Origin of the sequence: Enterococcus sp. AZ063 (assembly GCF_051715045.1) — a bacterium.
GTDB lineage: Bacteria > Bacillota > Bacilli > Lactobacillales > Enterococcaceae > Enterococcus_D > Enterococcus_D casseliflavus.
The window spans coordinates 3,369,082-3,388,324 of record NZ_JBIOTA010000001.1 but is presented as its reverse complement, the minus strand read 5'-3'; the positions used below and the strand labels follow the sequence as shown (position 1 = coordinate 3,388,324).

20 protein-coding genes are annotated in these 19,243 nt (G+C 43.7%); 18 read left to right on the top strand and 2 right to left on the bottom strand.

Going from position 1 to position 19,243, the window contains the following annotated elements:
- The first annotated feature begins 114 nt into the window (after positions 1-114).
- The 16 genes from sapR to IGK61_RS15810 all read left to right on the top strand — a co-directional run bounded on the left by sapR (position 115) and on the right by IGK61_RS15810 (position 16,096).
- Positions 115-789, top strand: a complete 675-nt coding sequence (gene sapR, locus IGK61_RS15885) for a two-component system response regulator SapR (protein ID WP_005227794.1) — start codon at positions 115-117, stop codon at positions 787-789.
- On the top strand, positions 786-1,823 hold the full coding sequence (gene sapS / locus IGK61_RS15880; protein ID WP_016621950.1) for a two-component system sensor histidine kinase SapS: 1,038 nt from the start codon (positions 786-788) through the stop codon (positions 1,821-1,823). The genes sapR and sapS overlap by 4 nt, the downstream gene beginning before the upstream one ends.
- 115 nt (positions 1,824-1,938) lie before the next feature.
- Positions 1,939-2,805: a GRP family sugar transporter gene (locus IGK61_RS15875; RefSeq protein ID WP_008379298.1), complete on the top strand. Its 867-nt coding sequence runs from the start codon at positions 1,939-1,941 to the stop codon at positions 2,803-2,805.
- A gap of 23 nt (positions 2,806-2,828) precedes the next feature.
- Entirely contained in the window at positions 2,829-4,214 is a 1,386-nt protein-coding gene (locus IGK61_RS15870; RefSeq protein ID WP_005233503.1) for an APC family permease, read from the top strand.
- Between the two features lie 273 nt (positions 4,215-4,487).
- Entirely contained in the window at positions 4,488-5,942 is a 1,455-nt protein-coding gene (locus tag IGK61_RS15865) for an ABC transporter permease (RefSeq protein WP_074536220.1), read from the top strand.
- Between the two features lie 12 nt (positions 5,943-5,954).
- The gene (locus IGK61_RS15860) at positions 5,955-6,629 is read left to right on the top strand and encodes an ABC transporter ATP-binding protein (RefSeq protein WP_008379303.1); all 675 of its coding nucleotides are present in this window, start codon (positions 5,955-5,957) and stop codon (positions 6,627-6,629) included.
- Positions 6,622-7,935: a PASTA domain-containing protein gene (locus IGK61_RS15855; protein ID WP_005233507.1), complete on the top strand. Its 1,314-nt coding sequence runs from the start codon at positions 6,622-6,624 to the stop codon at positions 7,933-7,935. Before IGK61_RS15860 ends, IGK61_RS15855 begins: the two co-directional genes overlap by 8 nt.
- Before the next feature lie 40 nt (positions 7,936-7,975).
- The gene (locus tag IGK61_RS15850; RefSeq protein WP_005233508.1) at positions 7,976-8,134 is read left to right on the top strand and encodes a hypothetical protein; all 159 of its coding nucleotides are present in this window, start codon (positions 7,976-7,978) and stop codon (positions 8,132-8,134) included.
- Positions 8,135-8,208: 74 nt separating this feature from the next.
- Entirely contained in the window at positions 8,209-8,895 is a 687-nt protein-coding gene (locus IGK61_RS15845) for a response regulator transcription factor (RefSeq protein WP_005233513.1), read from the top strand.
- Positions 8,889-10,220 carry a sensor histidine kinase gene (locus IGK61_RS15840; protein WP_060792558.1) on the top strand — a complete coding sequence of 444 codons (1,332 nt, stop codon included), beginning with the start codon at positions 8,889-8,891 and terminating at the stop codon, positions 10,218-10,220. Before IGK61_RS15845 ends, IGK61_RS15840 begins: the two co-directional genes overlap by 7 nt.
- A gap of 226 nt (positions 10,221-10,446) precedes the next feature.
- The gene (locus IGK61_RS15835; RefSeq protein ID WP_060792557.1) at positions 10,447-11,433 is read left to right on the top strand and encodes a LacI family DNA-binding transcriptional regulator; all 987 of its coding nucleotides are present in this window, start codon (positions 10,447-10,449) and stop codon (positions 11,431-11,433) included.
- Positions 11,426-12,331 (top strand): ribokinase, encoded by a 906-nt coding sequence (gene rbsK, locus IGK61_RS15830; RefSeq protein ID WP_034857599.1) that lies wholly within the window; start codon positions 11,426-11,428, stop codon positions 12,329-12,331. Before IGK61_RS15835 ends, rbsK begins: the two co-directional genes overlap by 8 nt.
- Positions 12,306-12,701: a D-ribose pyranase gene (rbsD, locus tag IGK61_RS15825; protein ID WP_060792556.1), complete on the top strand. Its 396-nt coding sequence runs from the start codon at positions 12,306-12,308 to the stop codon at positions 12,699-12,701. Before rbsK ends, rbsD begins: the two co-directional genes overlap by 26 nt.
- 19 nt (positions 12,702-12,720) lie before the next feature.
- Positions 12,721-14,205, top strand: coding sequence for a sugar ABC transporter ATP-binding protein (locus tag IGK61_RS15820; RefSeq protein ID WP_060792555.1), 1,485 nt, complete (start codon positions 12,721-12,723; stop codon positions 14,203-14,205).
- A 1-nt stretch (position 14,206) separates the two neighbouring features.
- Complete coding sequence (locus IGK61_RS15815; protein ID WP_086337773.1) at positions 14,207-15,160, top strand: ABC transporter permease; 954 nt, start codon at positions 14,207-14,209, stop codon at positions 15,158-15,160.
- 18 nt (positions 15,161-15,178) lie between these two features.
- Entirely contained in the window at positions 15,179-16,096 is a 918-nt protein-coding gene (locus IGK61_RS15810; RefSeq protein ID WP_074536172.1) for a D-ribose ABC transporter substrate-binding protein, read from the top strand.
- A 102-nt stretch (positions 16,097-16,198) separates the two neighbouring features.
- Here IGK61_RS15810 and IGK61_RS15805 read toward each other — a convergent pair whose 3' ends face one another.
- Positions 16,199-17,392 carry a toxic anion resistance protein gene (locus IGK61_RS15805; RefSeq protein WP_005233515.1) on the bottom strand — a complete coding sequence of 398 codons (1,194 nt, stop codon included), beginning with the start codon at positions 17,390-17,392 and terminating at the stop codon, positions 16,199-16,201.
- A gap of 97 nt (positions 17,393-17,489) precedes the next feature.
- A complete protein-coding gene (locus IGK61_RS15800) occupies positions 17,490-18,131 on the bottom strand; it encodes a 5-bromo-4-chloroindolyl phosphate hydrolysis family protein (RefSeq protein WP_008379306.1) in 642 nt (213 codons plus the stop codon).
- A gap of 218 nt (positions 18,132-18,349) precedes the next feature.
- On the opposite strand from IGK61_RS15800, the gene IGK61_RS15795 reads away from it, so the two are divergent.
- Together IGK61_RS15795 and macP are read left to right on the top strand one after the other, a co-directional pair.
- Complete coding sequence (locus IGK61_RS15795) at positions 18,350-18,928, top strand: NUDIX hydrolase (RefSeq protein ID WP_008379307.1); 579 nt, start codon at positions 18,350-18,352, stop codon at positions 18,926-18,928.
- Positions 18,921-19,217 carry a cell wall synthase accessory phosphoprotein MacP gene (macP, locus tag IGK61_RS15790; protein ID WP_005233519.1) on the top strand — a complete coding sequence of 99 codons (297 nt, stop codon included), beginning with the start codon at positions 18,921-18,923 and terminating at the stop codon, positions 19,215-19,217. Before IGK61_RS15795 ends, macP begins: the two co-directional genes overlap by 8 nt.
- Positions 19,218-19,243 lie beyond the last annotated feature (26 nt).

Below are 19,243 nucleotides of genomic sequence, written 5' to 3'. Positions count from 1 at the left end.
CAGTGAAGAGGTTTTTTAGGGTTTGCTAAAAACGGCGATTAATGTTCGCATTCGTTTTTGATATTTGATAAAGTAAAGAGGAGAAAATTACGCAAAGTGAGGGAATTCACGGATATGGCAAAAATAATGGTAGTAGAAGATGAAGCGGTGATTCGCCAACTGATTATCGAAGAACTAGAAAAATGGCAGTTTGAGACCTTTGGCACGACGGATTTCCATCAAGTGTTGACTGACTTTGAAGAACAAGAGCCCCAACTGATTTTACTGGATATTAATTTGCCGGTTTTTGATGGCTACTATTGGTGTCAAAAAATCCGCGAAGCTTCCAAAGTACCAATCATTTTTATTTCCAGTCGCAATACCAATATGGATATGATCATGGCCATGAATATGGGGGCGGACGATTTTGTGACAAAACCTTTTGAGATCGACGTTCTGATTGCAAAAATCAATGCCTTATTGCGCCGTTCCTACAACTATGTAGAAAGCAGCAGCGAGACGTTAGTGCATAACGGTTTGACCCTCAATATCGACAACAGCAGCATGTATATCAATGGCGAAAGCATCGATCTTAGCAAAAACGAATACCGCCTGCTGTATATTTTGATGAAAAATCACGGCAAGATTTTAAGTCGTGAAAAACTCTTGCGGGCCTTATGGGATGACGAGCGTTTTGTAGATGACAATACCTTGACGGTCAATATCAATCGTTTGCGACGAAAAATCGAACAAGCGGGGATGAATGGCTACATTGAAACCAAGGTTGGTCAAGGGTATATCGTACCATGACAAAGTGGCGGGTTTTGCGCAGTTTTTTGAAAGATCGTTGGCTGCTGTTTATTGGCTGGCTGGTCTTTTTCGTGTTGACGGTCTTAGTTTTTTGGCTGACTCCTCATTCCCCGATGGATTGGGGTACAGTCGGCTATCTCTTTTTGATGCAAAGTGTCTTGATGGTGTTCTTTTTGGCAATCAGCTACTTATCTAAGCGGCGTTTTTGGCAAAAAATCACCCCCAAGCCCGGAGACAGCTTGCTGCAAAACTACTTGCAAGGAGCACGCTCGGCGGAAGAAGAACGGATCGAATCTTACATCAATCAGTTGATCCGAGAGCACCAAGAATTGATGCAGCAAGTCGTCAGCAATCAAGAAGAACAAAAGGAATACATCGATTCGTGGGTCCATGAAATCAAAGTACCTTTAGCCGCATCACGATTGCTTTTGCATTCGATCGAATTTGATATTCCAGATGAAAAATTCATCTTACTAGAAAATGAATTGAACCGCATGAACGAATACGTCGAGCAAGTCTTGTACGTCGCCCGTTTGGACAGCTTTTCAAAAGATTATCTGGTCCAAGAAATTTCATTGAAAGCCGTCATCCAGCCGGTTTTACGCAGTCAGGCAAATTATTTTATCCAAAAGAACCTGCACTATGCCGTTGAAGGTGAGGATCAGCAAGTGTTGACCGATGAAAAATGGCTCGGCTTTATCTTTCGACAATTGGTCAGCAATGCCGTTAAGTACACACCACAAAATGGGCAGCTGACAATTCGGATCGAAAAAGATGCCCAAGGAACCTATCTCCACTTGCAAGATAGTGGGATCGGCATTCCTAAAGAAGACATGCGTCGCATCTTTGATAAAGGCTTTACGGGCGAAAATGGGCGCCAAACGGACACCCACTCGACGGGATTAGGGCTCTTTTTAGCGAAAAGTTTAGCGAAGGAATTAGGCATCGAGCTAACGGCTTCGTCGACAGTTGGAAAAGGAACCACCATGACGCTGTTCTTTCCCTTGTTGAGTTATTATGAGGAAAAACGCTAATCTGCTTTTTTTCGAGTATCTTTTTGTGTTTTTTGACAAAAATCACTTGTCCCTAGAACGTTTTCACTGATACACTAAAGCCTGTGCTTAAAATTGAATGGTAAGGATGAATGAAATGGAGATACTCGTTGCATTAGTACCAATGTTTGCGTGGGGCAGCATTGGTTTAGTAAGTGCCAAACTTGGCGGGGATGCGAACCAGCAAACGCTAGGAATGACGATTGGTGCCTTTTTCTTTTCTCTGGTCGTATATTTTGTGACGATGCCAGTGATTGATGGAAAGGTGATTTTGATCGGTCTTTTGTCTGGTCTCTTTTGGTCCGTCGGTCAAAACGGTCAATTCCATGGCATGAAATATTTAGGTGTGTCTGTTGGACTGCCGCTTTCAACCGGCATGCAGCTGATTTTAAATACGGTCGCCGGTGCATTGTTTTTTGCGGAATGGACCCAGACCCGCGATTATGCATTAGGTGTTAGCGCATTGATCTTATTGGTGATCGGGGCTTATCTGACCGCTCGCCAAGATGGTGAAAGTCCGGTAGAAGCCGGCAGCAAGATGCTTGATTTTCCTAAAGGATTTCGGGCATTGATCTCATCCACGATTGGGTACGGCGCCTATACAATTTTGATTACTTGGGCAGGATTGGACCCATTGGCGATCATTTTGCCACAAAGTGTCGGGATGCTGATCGGTGCCAGCCTATTTGCTTTAAGAAAGACGAAGGTCGACCGTTTTGTAGGGAAAAATACCTTGTCAGGATTGTTATGGGGCATCGGCAATGTCTGCATGCTGATCACGGTTCAGCAAGTCGGACTAGCGGTGGGCTTCTCATTGTCGCAGATGGGAATCATCATTTCAACGCTAGGCGGGATTTTTATTCTCGGCGAAAAGAAAACCAAAAAAGAACTGCGGTATGTGGTGATTGGTTGTCTGCTGGTGATTATCGGCGGTGTTTTGCTGGGGTATATGAAAGCAACATAAACGTATATTTTTGAGGAGGAGTTATGGATTTATTTCGAAAAAAAGTCATACAACGGGAAAGTGTGACGAATTTAAAAAAAGAGTTGAAGTTAAAAGATTTGATTATGTTGGGAATCGGCGCCATTATCGGCACAGGTATCTTTGTTGTTACAGGGACTGCTTCTGCTGAGTATGCCGGACCGGCATTGATTCTTTCCTTTGTTGTAGCTGGTATCGTTGTTGTGTTATCAGGGCTTTCTTTTGCGGAATTTGCTTCTCGGATCCCCGTTTTAGGGGGCGCCTATTCGTATCTGTATGTCGTTTTTGGTGAATTTACCGCGTGGCTGGCAGGCTGGTTTTTGATTTGCGAGTTCTTATTGGCCGTTTCTTCGGTGGCATCTGGCTGGTCAGGCTATGTGCAAGGCTTTTTGGCCAGTGCGGATATCCATTTACCAACCGCGTTGACGGGCGGTTATGACCCAAGCAAGGGGACCTACATTGATTTGATCGCTGGTTTAGTCATTATTTTTGTAACCTTGTGGGTCAGCCAAGAAGCGAAAAAAGCGTTACGTTTGAACAATGCCATGGTATGGGTCAAATTCGGCGTGATCCTCTTGTTTATCGTCTTTGGTGCCTTTTTCGTGGAACCAGACAACTGGCAGCCCTTTATGCCCTTTGGTTTTTCAGGCGTCTTTAATGGTGCAGCGTTAGTCTTCTTTGCTTTTCTTGGCTTTGATGCCGTCGCAATGGCAGCGGAAGAAGTCGAAGATGCCAAGAAAAATGTCCCTCGAGGAATCATTGGTTCCATTGCGATCGCAACTGTCCTTTATATCATTGTCACACTGATCATGACGGGAATCGTTCCGTTTGCGGAATTAGGAGTCAATGATCCGGTAGCTTTTGCGATGCGTTATGTCGGTCATGGGGTTGTCGGATCAATCATTTCTGTGGGTGCGATCTTGACCTTATTAACAGTGACGATCGCTATGATGTACTCCTTGGCGCGTCTGTTATATGCCATCAGTAAAGATGGGTTATTGCCAAAAGCGATGCAAGCCATTGATCCAAAGCATCAAACACCAAAGAAAGCGACCTACATCGCGGGTGTTTTTGCTTTCTTCTTTGCGGCAGCTTTCCCATTGAATATCTTGGCAGAATTGACTAACATTGCGGCATTGTCGTATATGATCTTAATGTCCTTAGGAATCATCAAGCTGCGGAAGATGATGGGCCCACCTGCTAAAGGCGAATTCAAAGTACCACTGGTACCGTTATTGCCTTTGTTGTCCGTTGCCAGCTGTCTCTTCTTGATGACCCGTCTACAAACGGCGACCTGGATCGTTTTTGGGATCTCCTTAGTGATCGGAATCGCGATCTATTTTGTATATGGCTATCGTAACAGCGAATTAAATGAGAAAATTGACGAATAGGATTGTGAAAAGGCAAAGACCCGGATGCGGTTTTTGTCTTTTTTTATGTAAATATAGCCGAGCTTCCTATAAGCAGCGTTTTAGGAGGCTTTTTTTGTTATTCAAATAGTGGTCATTTCTGGTGCTGATCATTGCAATGACAGTCTTTCTTGATCAAAAGTCCTCTATGAATCTGCTTTTTTTGAGAAATTTTCCAAATGACAGATTCGCTAAAGGTTCATCCAGTATGCTTTTGTTAGAGAAAAAAAGAGAGGATGTTGGCAATTGAATTATATGAAACGGGCATGGCTGAGTGTGACGAGAAAGCGAGGGAAATCTGCAATATTGTTTGCTGTTATTCTAATTTTAGGAAATGTGATCGCTGGTGCAATTGCGGTCAATCAGTCGACTCAAAATGTCGAAAAGCAGATCAAAAACCAATTAGGTTCCCTCGCAACGATCGATATCGACTATGAAGCCTTGATGGCAAATAGTGAGGGCGGCGCAAGTATGGAGGAGATTCAGCCGCTGCCGGAGGAGCTGATCAAACAAATTGGCGAGCGCTCGGAAGTCAAACAGTATGACTATTTGCGAGAAGCAATGATTGCTGTTGATAAATTCAAACCCTATAGTTTTAGACCAGAAGTTGAAAACGAGAATATCATGGTTTCTGGAGGTATGGATTCTTGGGTCTATTTAACAGGAACCAATCTCTTACAACCGTTGGATTTTGAAGAAGATACGGTGAATTTAACACAGGGACGCTTCTTTACAGAAGAGGAACAGCGTACCGGAAAACGTGTAGGGTTGATTTCTGAAGAGGTGGCTCAGGAAAACGGCTTGACCGTTGGTGACACCATGGTATTAGATGGACAGTTTATCGATTATTCATCTGGTGGAGATCCAGAGAAACAAAAAGGCAATGATTATCCTATCGAAATCGTCGGGATCTTTAAAAATACCAGCTTAGAAAAAGCGAATGAACAAGGACAAGAGGGGGGAGTCAGCTCGTTTGCTTTTGATGATCGTCCCTTCAATCGGATCTATATGCCAAATGATGCTGTGAAAACGATTGTTGAAGAGGAACGTGCGGGGCGACAAGCGGCGTTTCCAGCGACAGACCCCGGATCTGACGAGGATTTCTTTACCCCGCAATTTATTTTGAATCAACCAGAAGATGCAGAACAATTCAAACAAGAGGTGACACCACTCTTGCCAAATGGCTATAAGGTCAATGCTTCTACGGATGAGTATGACCGTGTGGGAACCAGTATGAATCGCTTATCACAAATTTCCTCGTATGTCGTAGTGATTGCGGTGATTGCTTCCTTGATTATTATCACCTTGATCATTGTGTTGTTTACCCGTGATCGTAAATATGAGTTAGGCATCTACCTTTCGTTAGGGGAACGCCGGAAATACGTGTTTGCACAGATTGTGATCGAACTCCTGTTGATTGGTGTCAGTGCAATGCTGATCTCCTTGGTTACAGGGAATATGCTGGGCAAGATGGTTTCTGAATCTTTGTTAGCCAGCAGTATGCTAGAGGCAAACCAGGCAGGGATGGAACAATTCTTTGTGGGGGCACCGAAAATCGACCAAGCGACGATCAACGAGGCGTTTCGCGTTCAATATACCTTATCTTATGTGATCGCCTTTTTAGCGACTGGGATCGTGACGATCTTGCTTTCGGCAGTGGTGCCGCTGTTGTACATTTTACGGTTGAATCCGAAAAAAATCATGCTGTAAGGAGCGATGAACATGGCAATTTTAGAAACAAAAGACATGACGTATTACTACCAAGATGGCGAGAATCGCCGGAAAATTTTAGATAAAACCAATATCTCCTTTGAAAAAGGCAAATTTTACACGATCTTAGGAAAATCAGGCTCAGGAAAGACCACTTTTCTTTCCTTGATCAGTGCATTGGATCAGCCAACCGATGGGGAAGTGTTTTTTGAAGAAAAAAATATCAAAACGATCGGTTATGAAGAATATCGCCGCAACAAAATCAGTCTGATTTTTCAAAGTTACAACTTGATTCCTTATTTGACGGCTTTAGAAAACGTCCTTGTTTCGATGGCGATTTCAGACAACAAACTCCCGGATCAGCACGATCAAATTGCGTATCGTTTGCTGGACTATATCGGCATCAATTCCACGAAAGCCGATCGTTTCGTCAATCAGCTTTCCGGTGGGGAACAGCAGCGGGTCGCCATCGCTCGTGCTTTAGCGACCAACGTTGATATCATTTTAGCCGATGAACCTACCGGGAATTTGGATGAAGGCATGGAACAAGAAATCGTGGATATTTTTAAAGAACTAGCGGCGATCCACAACAAGTGCATCATCGTAGTGACCCATTCGACCGAGATCGCCAAGCAGTCAGATCAGACTTTTTACTTAAAAAAAGGTGCGTTGACGGCCTATGAGTGATTTTTTATCGAAGTTTGAAGAAGAACCGAAACAGCCAGACAAGGAATCAGCAGCAGCCGAAGTACCTTCTTCCCGTGCTTCCCGCAAAGAAAAAGGTTCAGCTTCTTTAGAAGAGGGGATCGAACATGATCCCTCCTTCAAAAAGAAGCGGCGAAAAAAACGATTGCTAGGGTTAGCTGCCTTGCTTGGACTCTTTATACTCAGCGGCTTTTTATTTTTCCAATTGGCGTATGTCCGGTTGGATAACTTTGTGGACAAAGAGATCTCAGAGGTCAGAGAATGGGCAGCGGAACATGGTCTTGCGGTTGATGTCACACCAGCCTATGATGAAGCCCCAGCCAATCAAGTGATCGCCCAAGCAGAAGCTGCCAGAAGTCGAGTCAGAAAAAGAAGCACCCTGCATCTAACCGTGAGCCAAGGACCTGATCCAGAAGAGAAATTGGCATTGCCAGACTTTATGGAAATGACGAGGGACGAGGCAGCAGAGTGGATCGAAAAAAATCAAGCAAGCAATTTGACGATCGTCGATGAATACCACGATGAGATCGAGGAAAAAGCACCGATTCGAGTAGAATTTACCAATAAAGAAGTCTCACGAGAGAACTATCATCGTCGAGATGTCGGACGAGTCTTTTATTCCAAAGGCGAAGAAACCTTTGAAAAAGATATTGAAGTACCAGACTTTAGTGATAAAACCCGTGCAGAGGTAGAAACATGGGGGAAAGCCCATGAGCTGGAGCTTGAAGTCAAAGAACAGGCTTCGGATACTGTGGAAGAAGGCAAGGTCATTGAACAAAGCGTGGCACCAAAAGAAAAAATCGCGAAACGGGATGCGTTTCAAGTAACGATTTCCCTAGGGAAAGGGGTCACCGTACCAGACTTTTCAACGATTTTACCAGATGATGCCCAGGCCGCTGTTGAGGGTGTCACTGTGCGGATGCGGATGCAGTTTACTCAGAGTCTGCCCTATGGACAATTGATCTCGCAAAGTGAGACCGCCGGGACCGTCTTAACCAGCAAAGATGACAAAGGCATTGAAGTCGTCTATTCGGCAGGTCAACCTTATATCAAAGATTACCGTCGAAGCGAGATCCTTGAAGGGGATCTGCAAAAACTCTTCTTTGATGAATTCCGTTCAAAAGGGGCGAACATCAGCTATCAAGTCCGTTATGTCAATTCAGCAGAACCCTACGGGACAATCGTGGGGATGAGCAAGTTCAATCAGTTTTTACCGTTAGAAGATACGATTACCTTCGATATCAGCTTAGGCAATCAGACAGCCCCAGCGGCATCTGATTCTGAATAGTCGCTTTCTTTTTTAGTCAACCTGCAAAAGGAGGAAACCCATGCGTCATCAAGAGAATTTTCAAGACCTTAGGAAAAAGCTGTTTGTGTTTTTACTAAGCGGTATGGTAGCATTGTTGCTACACATGTGGATTCATCAATCCAGCGAACACGTGCGGATCGTTTCAACAGAACGTTTTATTGGAGAACAATTGGAATGATCCTACAGGAATGATTGTGCTTACCGAAAAGTGATTGAAAAAAGAAATGATGAGTGTAAAAGGGGGACTGACCGATGCGGATCTTATTCGTAGAAGATGAGCCATCGATCGCAGAAGCGGTTGCCAGCTTATTGAAGAAACAACATTATTCCGTTGATTTGGCGTATGATGGCGAAACCGGATTAGATTATGCAGCGAGTGGTGTATATGACATTCTCGTTTTGGATATCATGCTGCCAAAAATCGATGGGATCACATTGCTAAAGACGTTACGCAAGCAAAATATTCGCACGCCGATCATTATGTTGACGGCCAAAAGCGAAGTCGATGACAAAGTACTCGGCTTGGATGCAGGGGCAGATGATTACTTGACGAAACCCTTTCAAATGAAAGAGTTGCTGGCACGGATTCGTTCGCTAGGCAGAAGAAAAGATTTGGATTATCAAGAAGACCAGTTAGCCTTTGGCAACGTGGGCTTAGATCGTAATGAGCTGCAGTTAGCCACGCCTAGCAATCAAGTGGTGCTGTCACCCAAAGAAATGAAACTGATGGAGCTATTTTTAGCCAGACCTAAAGTGATTTTATCAAAAGAAACCATCATCAATAAAATTTGGGGCTTTGATCCCGATGTGGAAGAAAACCGCGTTGAAATCTATGTGTCTTTGCTGCGGAAAAAACTGACGCTGCTTGAAGCGGATATCGGCATTCGCACGATCCGCAATGCGGGGTATATTTTGCAGAGCAAGGAGCCACCATGTTAAAAAAATTGCGAAATAAAATGCTGTGGTTCAATATGGCGTTGATCTCAATCATTGTCTTAGGTGCCTTTACCTTTATCTATATTTTGAATGCCACCCAAATTGAAAACGAGATCCAATCATTGATCTCGCAAGAAGCAAACACCCTAGCTGCGGTACCTTTGGATGAGGAGGAAGTGCGGCAATCACTGACAGAACCTGAGTATCCAATGATGTTGACCATCACGAATAGTACTAGTGAGCTCAGAGAGATCGCTCTACTTGACATTAGCCAAATGGATGTCGTGATTCAAAGTATTGATGAGAGCGTCGATCAAAACGAGCTTTATGAAGCCTTGGTCGATGCAGCGGCGAAACAAGGGGAGATCCCTAACGAAGTGAAGGTGAATGGCCGAAATTGGCGGTATGCGCTCTTTTTGGTGACTTCCTTTAGTCATTATTCGATCAATCATGATTCGATGGGGGAATATTCCACTAGTATCAATAATTACGAGCCATTTTATCAAGTGCTTTTCTTTGACGTCACCGACTACAAAACCAGTCTAAGCAACTTAAGAACCACGCTTTTGATCATCGGGGTCTTAGCCTTAGTCAGTATTTATATCGCTAGCTTTTATGTCGCCAATCGAGCCTTACGACCAGTGGAACTGGCTTGGCGCAAACAAAAAGAGTTTGTTTCTAACGCTTCCCATGAGCTGAAAACACCACTGGCGATCATTCAAGTCAATGCCGAGGTATTAGCTGGCAGTCCAGAAGAAACCTTGGAAAGCCAAATGAAATGGCTGGAAAACATTCAGTTAGGTTCCGAACGGATGGATGAGCTAGTAAATAGCTTATTGATGCTGACCAAATTCGAAAGTGCCGAGCAAGAAGTCGTGCGTTCGGTGATCGATGCCAGTCAAGTCGTGCAAAGTGTTTATCAAAGCATGGAGGCCATTGCACTGGAAAAAGGGATCCACTATCAGGAACAGATCGCTAAACAGGTGCGCCTTGAAAGCAATGAGCAAGCCTTACGGCAATTGACCATGATTTTGGTGGACAATGCCTTGAAATATACACCTACTGGAGAAACCGTCACAGTGGCACTCGTTGAACGCCAACGAAAAACGGTGCTGCAAGTGTCCAACAGTGGTTGCCCGATCCCAGAAGAAAAAATTCCCTATGTCTTTGATCGCTTCTACCGCGGGGATCCTTCTCGCAACCATCAAGACGGTGGCTATGGGTTAGGTTTAGCCATCGCCAAAGCCATCACAGAAATGCTGCAGGCACAAATCAGTTTGACGGTGGATCAAGACGGCGTCAATCACTTTGAAGTTTCATTTCATTGAAAAATGAGCTTTACCGTTAGGAAATAAAAGATATGCGCTGCGCTCATCAAATCTTTTACCGCATTTCGAGAAAGTCTCGCTTCCTCGAAATGCGGTATTTATGCAGCAAAACGCATTTTTTAGGAGAAGGGGACACCAAGGGAAAAAGTTTTTTTATTTCTCCTTGCAATTTTCACAAAGTTCGGCTATGATAGGTGTGTAATCGGTTACACAGGAGGGGAGCAACATGCCAACAATTAAAGATGTCGCCAATTTAGCTGGACTTTCCGTGGCGACAGTTTCAAGAGCCATGAATGGGACTGGCTATGTGAGCGAAAAAGCCCGTGAGAAAATCCATCAGGCGATCAATGAACTGAATTATTCCCCCAATGAAGTCGCACGTTCTCTGTATCAGAAAAAGTCAAAATTGATTGGTTTGCTACTTCCTGATATATCCAACCCGTTTTTTCCGCTAGTAGCCAAAGGCGTTGAAGACTTTCTACAAAAAAAAGGCTATCAAGTCATCCTTGGCAACATTCAAGAAGACAATGAGAAAGCCAATGAATATTTACGTGCGTTTGAGCAAAACAATGTGGCGGGGATTCTTTCCGCTGTCGAAAATAAAAATCGTACCCAAAGCAATATTCCGACGGTCGTCTTGGATCGGATCGATCAAGATGTCGAATATGGGGTTTATTCGGATGACCTTCAAGGCGGCGAACTTGCTGCTGAAGCGATCTTAAAAGGTGACCCCAAAAAGGTAGTCGTGATTGCTGGGCCTGAATCTGTCACCCGTGCTCGGGATCGTTTATTGAGTGTTGAATACACATTGAAAAAAGCACAAGTTCCTTATGCACTAGTGAAATCCACATCCTTTCTCTTAGAGGATGCGACCTTGACAGCGAAACAAGTTTTTTTAGAACATCCCACTGTCGATAGTGTGATTGCCCCAAGTGATACCCATGCGATTGCCATCATGCAAGAGGCTTATCATCATGGCGTAAAGATCCCAGAACAACTTCAAGTGATCGGCTATGACGATATTCCCATCAGTAAATTGGTGGTGCCACGCTTGACGACGATCCATCAGCCTGCTTATCAAGTAGGTTACAAAGGAGCAGAAATGCTCTTTGCATTGATCAACGATCAATTTATTGAACAGAAAAAAATCATCCTTCCTGTTCATTTAGAAGAAAGAGAGACAGTAAGAAATGGAGGAACGCCAATTGAATAAGATCATCGTCATTGGTAGTATGGCAACAGATTTTGTAGTCACTACGAAGGTGAAACCCAATCAAGGAGAAACGGTTTTTGGGGAAAAATTTGACACGAATTTTGGCGGCAAAGGAGCAAACCAAGCCATCGCCGCTAGCCGTTTAGGCGCAGAAGTAGCAATGCTAGGCCATGTAGGAACCGATCGTTTCGGAAATGAAATCGTCGAAAACTTAAACGTGAATGGCGTTTCTACGGAGAATGTGGAACCCGTTACACATTTTCCATCTGGTGCCGCGCATATCATTTTGCATGAAAATGACAATAGCATCATTGTCATACCCGGTGCCAATAATGCGCTTGATTTAGCTCGCTTTTCCGAAATAAAAGGAAACATCACAGAGGCTGATTTAGTGATTTTGCAAAACGAGATTCCCCAAGAAGCCAATGAAGCCATCATCGACTGGTGTTGGGAAGCAAAAATCCCTGTTTTATATAATCCAGCACCTGCGAGAAAGCTCAATCCGCGTATGTTATCTAAGGTGGGGTATCTGACCCCTAATGAACATGAGTTTAAGTTACTTTTCCCCAATCAAAAGCTTGCTGACGTTTTAGCAGCCTACCCTAATCGATTGATCGTTACCCTAGGTGCCAAAGGAGCGATTTTCCACAACGGGAAGTCGGAGGTCTTAGTTCCTGCCTTTCCAGTTGCTGCGGTCGATACTACGGGAGCTGGTGATACCTTCAATGGTGCATTAGCAGTAGGGATTTTAGCAGGTGTTCCCTTAGAAAACGCCATTGCCTTTGCCAACTTAGCAGCAGCAATCTCCGTCAAAGGATATGGTGCTCAAGGCGGAATGCCTACATTAAAGGAAATGAAGGAGAGTCCATTGTATGAAGAAGCATGGGGCATTAAATAGTGAGATCGACAAATTATTGGCGGATTTAGGCCACACTGATCAGCTTACGATTGGGGACTTGGGGTTGCCAGTACCCACAGGGGTGAAAAAAATCGATCTGGCATTAAAACTAGGTAGTCCGAGTTTTGAAGAGGTGTTATCGGTAATGCAACAAGAGATGGCAGTCGAGGCGATCGTTTTAGCAGAGGAAATAAAAACGGAGAATGCGGAGCAGTGGCAATTGATTCAAAAAACGTTCCCGAATGTTCCGATTCGTTTTGTTCCACATGAGGCATTCAAAGAAGAAACAAAGGAAAGCAAAGCCATTATTCGAACAGGGGAAGCGACACCCTATTCAAACATTATTTTACAAGCAGCCGTTATCTTCTAAAGAGACAGGAGGAAATCATGTGCAAGTCGAGATGAGCAATATTGAGAAATCCTTTGGGAAGAATCAAGTGTTAAGAGATGTCTCACTAACATTGTACCCTGGAGAAATCCATGCCCTAATGGGAGAAAATGGGGCAGGCAAGTCAACGTTGATGAACATTTTAACTGGGTTACATGCCAAAGATGCAGGGACGATTTTGATCGATGGCAAAGAAACGAACTACGCCGATCCGAAGGAAGCCGAACAAGCCGGTGTGAGCTTTATCCATCAAGAAATGAATAACTGGGAACAGATGACTGTATTGGATAACTTATTCTTGAATCGGGAATTGAAAACCACCTTTGGGCTACTAGATACGAAGAAAATGGCAAGCAAAGCGCAGGCAGTCTTTGAACAATTAGGGATTCAGATCCCCCTTCAAAAAGAAGTGGATGAACTTTCAGTCGGGCAACAGCAAATGATCGAGATCACGAAAGCGCTGATGACTGATGCCAAGGTGTTGATCATGGATGAACCGACTGCTGCCTTGTCGGATAAGGAAATTAATAATTTGTTTCAAATCATTCGTCGCTTGAAAGAAAACGGCGTAGCGATCGTTTATATCTCTCACCGAATGGAGGAGATTTTCAAAATAAGTGACAAGATCACTGTGATGCGGGATGGTCTATCGATCGATACGAAAAAGACGCAGGATACAACGATGGATGAGGTCGTGAAGAAAATGGTCGGTAGAGAGTTAGCTGATTATTATCCAGAAAAACAAGCGCAGATCGGTGAAGTCGTTTTTGAAGTAAAAAATTTAACAGCAGCTTCTAAAGTTTACCAAGGCATCAATTTTCAAGTCAGAGCAGGTGAGATCCTTGGGTTCTCAGGTTTAATGGGTGCTGGACGCACAGAAGTCATGCGAGGAATATTTGGTTTAGATGAAATTGAAAGCGGTACCTTAATCGTCGAAGGGCAAGAAGTGAAAAACTCTTCGCCTTCAAAGGCAATCGCCAATGGCTTTGGCTTTCTAACAGAAAATCGGAAAACGGAAGGCTTGGTCTTAGACTTTTCCCTGACCGATAATATCAGTTTGCCCAGCATTGATAATTTTGTCAAAACAGGCATGGTCGATAGCAAGACTGAAGCCAGTTTCGTTGCGTTAATGATCGAGCGCTTACGCATCAAAACGATGAGTGCCCAGAATTTAGCCAGCGAGCTTTCTGGTGGAAATCAGCAAAAAGTGGTTTTGGCGAAGTGGATCGGTGTCGGACCAAAAGTATTGATTTTAGATGAACCGACACGCGGAGTAGACGTAGGTGCCAAACGAGAGATTTATCAGCTGATGAATGAGTTAGCGGAACGTGGTATTGCGATTTTGATGGTTTCTAGTGATCTACCAGAAGTGCTAGGTGTCAGCGATCGCATCATTGTTTTACACGAAGGAAAAATATCAGGGGAACTCTCTCGGCAAGAAGCCACACAAGAGAAGATCATGACGTATGCGACAGGAGGAAACTAATATGGAAAAAAGTGGTATGAAAACAAAACAACTCTCGGAATCAATTAGTAAATTGGGACCTTTACTCGCTTTGATTGCTCTAGTGGCTGCTGTCACTGCCTTAAATCCAAGCTTTTTATCACCCAGTAATTTGTTGAATCTTTTGCGGCAAGTCGCAGCGAATGGCTTTATTGCATTCGGAATGACCTTTGTCATTTTGACTGGGGGCATTGATTTGTCTGTAGGGTCCACCTTGGCACTTTCCAGTGCCTTGACAGCAGGAATGATGGCCAACGGGGTGTCACCTTTAGTCGCTATTTTGATTGGGTTACTAAGTGGAGCGATCCTTGGTGCGTTGAATGGACTACTGATTTCAAAAGGAAAAATGGCACCGTTTATCGCAACCTTAGCAACGATGACGATCTATCGGGGCGCTACCTTAGTGTACACCAATGGAAATCCAATCACTGGACTAGGTGACAGCTTTCTATTCAGCTTTATTGGTCGTGGGTATCTTTTCGGGATTCCTTTTCCAGTCGTATTGATGTTTCTCGTGTTCTTTCTTTTGTTCTTGTTGCTTCATCGCACCGCCTTCGGACGAAAAACCTATGCCATCGGTGGCAATGAAAAGGCCGCTTTTATTGCTGGGGTGAAAATCGATAAGATAAAACTGATCATTTATTCGATCTCTGGATTGATGGCTTCAATCAGTGGCATGATCATCACTTCTAGGCTGAATTCTGCGCAACCAACAGCAGGGCAAGCCTATGAGATGGATGCGATTGCAGCAGTCGTTTTAGGTGGTACAAGCTTATCTGGTGGAAGAGGCAGAATTTTTGGCACGTTGATCGGGGCATTGATCATTGGTACGTTGAACAATGGTCTAAATCTATTGGGTGTCTCAAGTTTTTATCAACAAATCGTTAAAGGGATCGTGATCGTAATTGCAGTGTTACTGGATCGGAAAAGGAAATAAAAAATAGGAGGATCTATTATGAAAAAAATGTTTTTATTGGCAGCAGGCTTATTGGTACTTTCTGGATGTGGAGCGGCAACATTGGACAACGGCGGCAGTAGTGAGACACAAAGTGAGGAAAAAGCAGCTTCAGAATTGACAGTTGGTGTATCGATCTCCACCCTCAATAACCCGTTTTTTGTTTCCATGCAAGAGGGGATCAATCAACTGGCTGAGGAAAATGACACCGATGTACGCTTTGTTGATGCCCAAGATGATACTGCCAAGCAAAGCAATGATATTGATGATTTGATCCAACAAGGCGTGGATGTGCTTTTGATCAATCCCGTTGATTCTGCTGCTATCGTCCCAGCTGTTGAAGCCGCTAATAATGCCAACATCCCAGTTATTGCCATCGACCGTAGTAGCGATGGAGGAACGCTTTTGACGACGGTTGCCTCCAATAACGAAGAAGGTGGAAAAATGGCAGCAGAATTTATTCTCGAACAATTAGGGGAAAACGCAAAAGTGGTAGAACTTGAAGGCGTCCCTGGCGCTTCTGCAACCAGAGAGCGAGGAAAAGGCTTTGATGATTATGCTAAAGACAAACTGGATGTTGTTGAAAAGCAATCCGCAAACTTCAATCGAGCAGAAGGATTAACGGTTATGGAAAATATCCTCCAAGCCAACAATGACATTCAAGGCGTCTTTGCTCAAAACGATGAAATGGCTTTAGGGGCAGCCGAAGCGATGGGAAACCGAGAAGGCGTAGTGATTGTCGGGTTTGACGGTACTGAAGACGGACTCAAAGCCATCGAAGAAGGTAGAATGACGGCAACGATCGCTCAAAAACCAGAAGAAATGGGCCGCCTTGCATTGCAGTCAGCGTTTGACCATTTCCAAGGAAAAACAGTCGCTGAACAAATCGATTCACCATTAGAGTTGGTGAAAAAATAGGTAGACGCTCAATGCATTTCCTACTTTCAACATAGAAAGCCCCTCTTTGGCTGACCATTTAGGTCACCAAAGAGGGGCTTTCTTTAATACGTGGCGTTTCGTTTACTTGTTGCTAGTTAAATCCAATAAGCGGTCTTTCAAGTCTTCTTCTAGATGACCCAATTCCACTTCGGCAGCACGACGTTTTTCTTTTCCTTCTTTTTGGATCCGTAATGTTTCTTGGATCGTTTCCACAAGGTCGTTTTGTGTTTTTTGCAATGTTTCGATGTCGACGATGCCGCGCTCGTTTTCTTTCGCTGTTTCAATAGCAGAAACTTTCAACATTTCTGAGTTTTTCTTCAATAGATCATTGGTGGTCTCAGAAACTTGGCGCTGTGCCGTAACTGCATCTTTTTGACGCAATAAAGTCAAGGCAATGACCACTTGGTTTTTCCATAGTGGGATCGCTGTATTGACAGAAGCTTGGATTTTTTCTGCTAACGCTTGGTTCGTGTTTTGGATCAGGCGAATTTGCGGTGCCTGTTGGATCGTGATTTGACGTGCCAAGCGCAAGTCATGGGTCCGTTTGTCTAAACGATCTAGGAATTGCGTGTAATCGTTGGCGATCTGTACGTCCATTTGATCATTCGTTTCTTCTGCTTTTTTCATGGCTTCAGGAATGATTTTGGTTTGCAATTCTTGCATCTTCAACTCGCCAGCGGCAATGTAGATGTTCAATGCATCGAAGTAATCTTTGTTCTTTTGATACAACTGTTCCAACATCAGGTTGTCTTTTAGCAAACCGTCTTTTTCTTTATCCAATTTGACGGCGATCTTGTCGATTTGGGCACCGATTTTTTGGTATTTAGCGGTGATTTCAAAAATGGATTGTTTTACTTTACCAAACATCCGCTTGAATAAGTTGCCTTCACCTGCACGCAGTTCATCTGGATTGGCTTCTTGCAAGCGATACATCAACTCAGTCAATGAGTCGCCCACAGGGCCGATATCAGCTGCTTGGACATGGTTCAACATAGATTGGGAAAACTCCCCAAGTTTTGTTTGGGCAGCTGCACCATAGGTGATGACTGCTTGCTGGTCAGTTGCATCGATCTTGCTGGCTAATTCTTGGGCCTGTGCTTGACGCTCTGGCGGTAATTTGTCAATCAAACGCGGTGCTGTTTGCTGTTCTTTCAGCTGACTGATCTCCGCTTGTTGAGTAGTGGTCAAAGTGTCGACAGGGGTTGAAAATGGGTTGTTCAATAAATCGTCAAGCGTATCCGTTACGGGTTTTACTTGATTTGGTGTGTCACTCATAATAACTCCTCCTAATAATTGTCTGCTTTCGAAAAAAATCTAGCCTGGGCTAGATTTTTTTTTAGATTCTTTTTTTGTTGCCAATCAGAATCTATCCCTATTCATTATCTCGTTTTATGCTTTGTTTGGCAATGGATAACTCAATATCCATGTCATCAAGATCGTCTGCTACAAATTGGGAGTAGTCTTTGGCGATCAAGGAAGCCATTTGCTCGATAATTTGTGTGCTTTCTTCGATTTTATCATAGGTCTCACGACTTTTGATCTCATGGCTATTGATTTCAATGAACTTATCGGTCAAATCGACCATATTGGGCAAGTGGGTGTAAAGGAAATGACTTGCCAAAGGCAGTTTAGTTGGTTCTTTTACGAGTTCTTTGAAAAGAGCTTTTGAGGCACGCAAGGCATCGTGACGCAAGTCAATGGCTTTTAACTTGTTATTGCTAGTGATATTTTTTTGGTATTTATCGATTTGGTGTTTCGTCTGATTCATCGTTTCACGGAACAATTCGATCTCACGAGCAGTCATTCCGCTCTTCAAGTAATGGGCTTCTCGTTCTCTCGTTAAAGAAGGCAAAACTTGTGGATCCGCTGCCGGAACTTTACGTCCTCTGATACCGACGTAGACTAAAATTGCACCGACGATTAATAATAGGCTCGCAAATGAATCGCCTACTACGTTAAAAATAATACTGATGAGGACGATCGCACCAACGATCAGCCAGATGTTTTTTTTCATTTTTCCTCCTCCTAAAAATCTCTTGGACAAGTAGATTGGGTTATTCGACATCTTTATTTTAGCATGTTCACTAAAAGAAAAATATCAGACTTGGGGTGGATTTTCCGATTTTTAGTAAATTCATAAGCTTTCTTGCTATTTCTTAAGAAGATATTTTTTCTAAATTATGCTAAAGTGTTTGATAGATAAGACGTATGAGGAAAGTTAGGTGTCGATAGATGTTAGAATTTAAAGATTTTGAAGAAAAAACGATCCAACGGAATGAAATTTTCCATGGCAAAATCATTGATGTGGTGGTTGATGATGTCTCCTTGCCCAATGGTGGAACCAGTAAACGCGAACTAGTCTTCCACCCAGGTGGGGTGGCCGTGATCGCCTTGACGAGTGAGAACAAAATGCTGTTTGTTCGCCAATTCAGAAAGCCATTAGAGCGAGTGATTTTAGAGATACCAGCAGGCAAAATCGATCCAGGAGAAGGCGCACGTCCAGATTTGACTGGCGCCCGGGAATTGGAAGAAGAGACTGGCTATCGCGCAAAAACGCTAGAGCATGTTTCTTCTATGTACCTTTCACCAGGCTTTGCGAATGAAATCTTGCACGTCTATTATGCGAAAGAGCTGGAAAAAGTGGCAAATCCCTTACCGCAAGACGAAGACGAAGTGCTGGAAGTCTATGAATTGAGCTTAGAGCAAGCACAAGCCGCTATCGCTGATGGAACGATCTGTGATGCGAAGACCGTGTTTGCGATCCAATTTTGGGAGTTGCTGGAATTGAAACGGAGGAACGGACTTGCCTAAAGAACCATTGATCACCCGCAGTGAACTTCGACGCCGACGCGAAGAAGAACAAGCGGCGTCTGAACGTAATCAGCAAATCGTAGAAAAGCAAAGCAAGAAAGAATGGAAACAAAAAGAAAAACAAATTGATAACCACTACCGAAAAGTGCGCAAGAAAAACAAAGAAATCACGAAGACCCGTGCCGGTGAGAACCAGAAATCTCGGGATCTGAACCGTTTTTTAATGAAAGCCATTGTGATCGTCACTTTATTGTTAGTCGTCGTCGGTTTGGCGATCTTTTTGTTGTGATTCATCTAGTACTAAGAAAAAGCCGC

Coding starts and splice junctions, on each gene's coding strand:
- rbsD (WP_060792556.1), top strand. CDS start 12,306: ATGAAGAAGCATGGGGCATTAAATAGTGAGATCGACAAATTATTGGCG.
- IGK61_RS15855 (WP_005233507.1), top strand. CDS start 6,622: ATGAGTGATTTTTTATCGAAGTTTGAAGAAGAACCGAAACAGCCAGAC.
- IGK61_RS15845 (WP_005233513.1), top strand. CDS start 8,209: ATGCGGATCTTATTCGTAGAAGATGAGCCATCGATCGCAGAAGCGGTT.
- IGK61_RS15835 (WP_060792557.1), top strand. CDS start 10,447: ATGCCAACAATTAAAGATGTCGCCAATTTAGCTGGACTTTCCGTGGCG.
- IGK61_RS15815 (WP_086337773.1), top strand. CDS start 14,207: ATGGAAAAAAGTGGTATGAAAACAAAACAACTCTCGGAATCAATTAGT.
- IGK61_RS15795 (WP_008379307.1), top strand. CDS start 18,350: ATGTTAGAATTTAAAGATTTTGAAGAAAAAACGATCCAACGGAATGAA.
- sapS (WP_016621950.1), top strand. CDS start 786: ATGACAAAGTGGCGGGTTTTGCGCAGTTTTTTGAAAGATCGTTGGCTG.
- IGK61_RS15805 (WP_005233515.1), bottom strand. CDS start 17,392: ATGAGTGACACACCAAATCAAGTAAAACCCGTAACGGATACGCTTGAC.
- IGK61_RS15840 (WP_060792558.1), top strand. CDS start 8,889: ATGTTAAAAAAATTGCGAAATAAAATGCTGTGGTTCAATATGGCGTTG.
- IGK61_RS15875 (WP_008379298.1), top strand. CDS start 1,939: ATGGAGATACTCGTTGCATTAGTACCAATGTTTGCGTGGGGCAGCATT.
- IGK61_RS15860 (WP_008379303.1), top strand. CDS start 5,955: ATGGCAATTTTAGAAACAAAAGACATGACGTATTACTACCAAGATGGC.
- IGK61_RS15870 (WP_005233503.1), top strand. CDS start 2,829: ATGGATTTATTTCGAAAAAAAGTCATACAACGGGAAAGTGTGACGAAT.
- IGK61_RS15865 (WP_074536220.1), top strand. CDS start 4,488: ATGAAACGGGCATGGCTGAGTGTGACGAGAAAGCGAGGGAAATCTGCA.
- sapR (WP_005227794.1), top strand. CDS start 115: ATGGCAAAAATAATGGTAGTAGAAGATGAAGCGGTGATTCGCCAACTG.
- IGK61_RS15850 (WP_005233508.1), top strand. CDS start 7,976: ATGCGTCATCAAGAGAATTTTCAAGACCTTAGGAAAAAGCTGTTTGTG.
- IGK61_RS15810 (WP_074536172.1), top strand. CDS start 15,179: ATGAAAAAAATGTTTTTATTGGCAGCAGGCTTATTGGTACTTTCTGGA.
- IGK61_RS15800 (WP_008379306.1), bottom strand. CDS start 18,131: ATGAAAAAAAACATCTGGCTGATCGTTGGTGCGATCGTCCTCATCAGT.